Origin of the sequence: Veillonella sp. CAG:933 (assembly GCF_000431435.1) — a bacterium.
In the GTDB taxonomy this organism is placed as follows: domain Bacteria; phylum Bacillota; class Negativicutes; order Veillonellales; family Veillonellaceae; genus Veillonella_A.
Genome location: NZ_HF986132.1, coordinates 1 through 1,262 on the forward strand (window position 1 = coordinate 1; position 1,262 = coordinate 1,262).

The following is a 1,262-nucleotide window of genomic DNA, read 5'->3' on the forward strand; positions in this document are numbered from 1 at the left end:
CCTTACATTGTTCAGTTTTCAAAGATCTGCTTCATCGCTTTAACGCGACGTCTTATATAGATTATCACGTCATCAAGTTCATGTCAACCACTTTTTAAAAGTTTTTAAAGCATTTTTAATTAACACTTTTCAAACTATCCTGTTGGTTTTTGTCATGCCTTGTTGCAGCGACTTAATTAGTATATCCATTTGAAGGTTATTCGTCAACCCCTAATTTTTATTTTTTTAAAATTTTTAACCCATGCCAATGATATAGCTCACCGGCATGGGTTTTCTTATTAAGTCGAACTACTTATTTTTAGTTCATGCTGCAATTACGCTACATAGACTACATCAGTATCCGCTTGAATATGCCACGGCACCAAACGCTGCCATTTGACCTTCACCGACTGCTTTAGCTACCTGTAGCGGCGTTCCCACTACATCGCCGGCAGCAAATAAGCCTTTGAAATTAGTTTCCATATGACGATTAACGGCCACTGAATTACCGTCAAGAATCACACCTTCTACCAAATTTTCAGGCGGATACGTATCGCGTAAGAAGAATACGCCATCCACTGTTTTCATACCTTCATTAGTATGAATCGCCGTAACGGCCTTTTCACCTTCTACACTTTGCACAATCGCTTTCTTATGTACTACTACGGAAGACGGCAAGCTGTCCAACCACTCACCGGGCAGTTGTAAAGCACCGCCAATGTAGAGGTTCATGTTTTTAGCCAGCGAAGCCAACAATTCCACATCCTGCTGATAAGCCAACGTATTAATATATACGGCTATATCTTTGTCTTCAAAAAAGTGTCCGTCACAGCTGGCGCAGTAACTTACACCGCGGCCAAGCAAAGCACGCTCGCCGGGCACGGTTTTACTCATAGCTACACCGGTAGCCAAAATAACACTTTTCGCTTGGAACACATTATCTGCCGTCATCAGTGTAAACGGTTCACCGATAAAAACGGATTGAACACGTTCTTTCACAATAACCGGGTCATAAGCTAATGTCTGTTCCAATAAATTTTCCATAAAATCTATGCCACTGATGGTCATAATCCCCGGAATATTATTGATTTTAGAGGCACGTCGTAATTTATCACCAAAACCGGCGGCTTCAAATAACACCACTGATTTATTGTGAACACGTGCCGTTAAAGCGGCTGATAAGCCGGCGGGACCGCCGCCTACAATAGCCACATCAAAAACTGCCATATCTGTCCCCTTGCATATAAATAGTAATCATAACCACCCGTAGAACGGGTGGTTTG

Annotated in this window: 1 protein-coding gene; it reads right to left on the reverse strand. The window is 42.0% G+C overall.

Going from position 1 to position 1,262, the window contains the following annotated elements:
• Positions 1 to 333: 333 nt before the first annotated feature.
• Entirely contained in the window at positions 334 to 1,206 is an 873-nt protein-coding gene (locus tag QZL64_RS01425; RefSeq protein ID WP_021840270.1) for an NAD(P)/FAD-dependent oxidoreductase, read from the reverse strand.
• Positions 1,207 to 1,262: the final 56 nt, after the last annotated feature.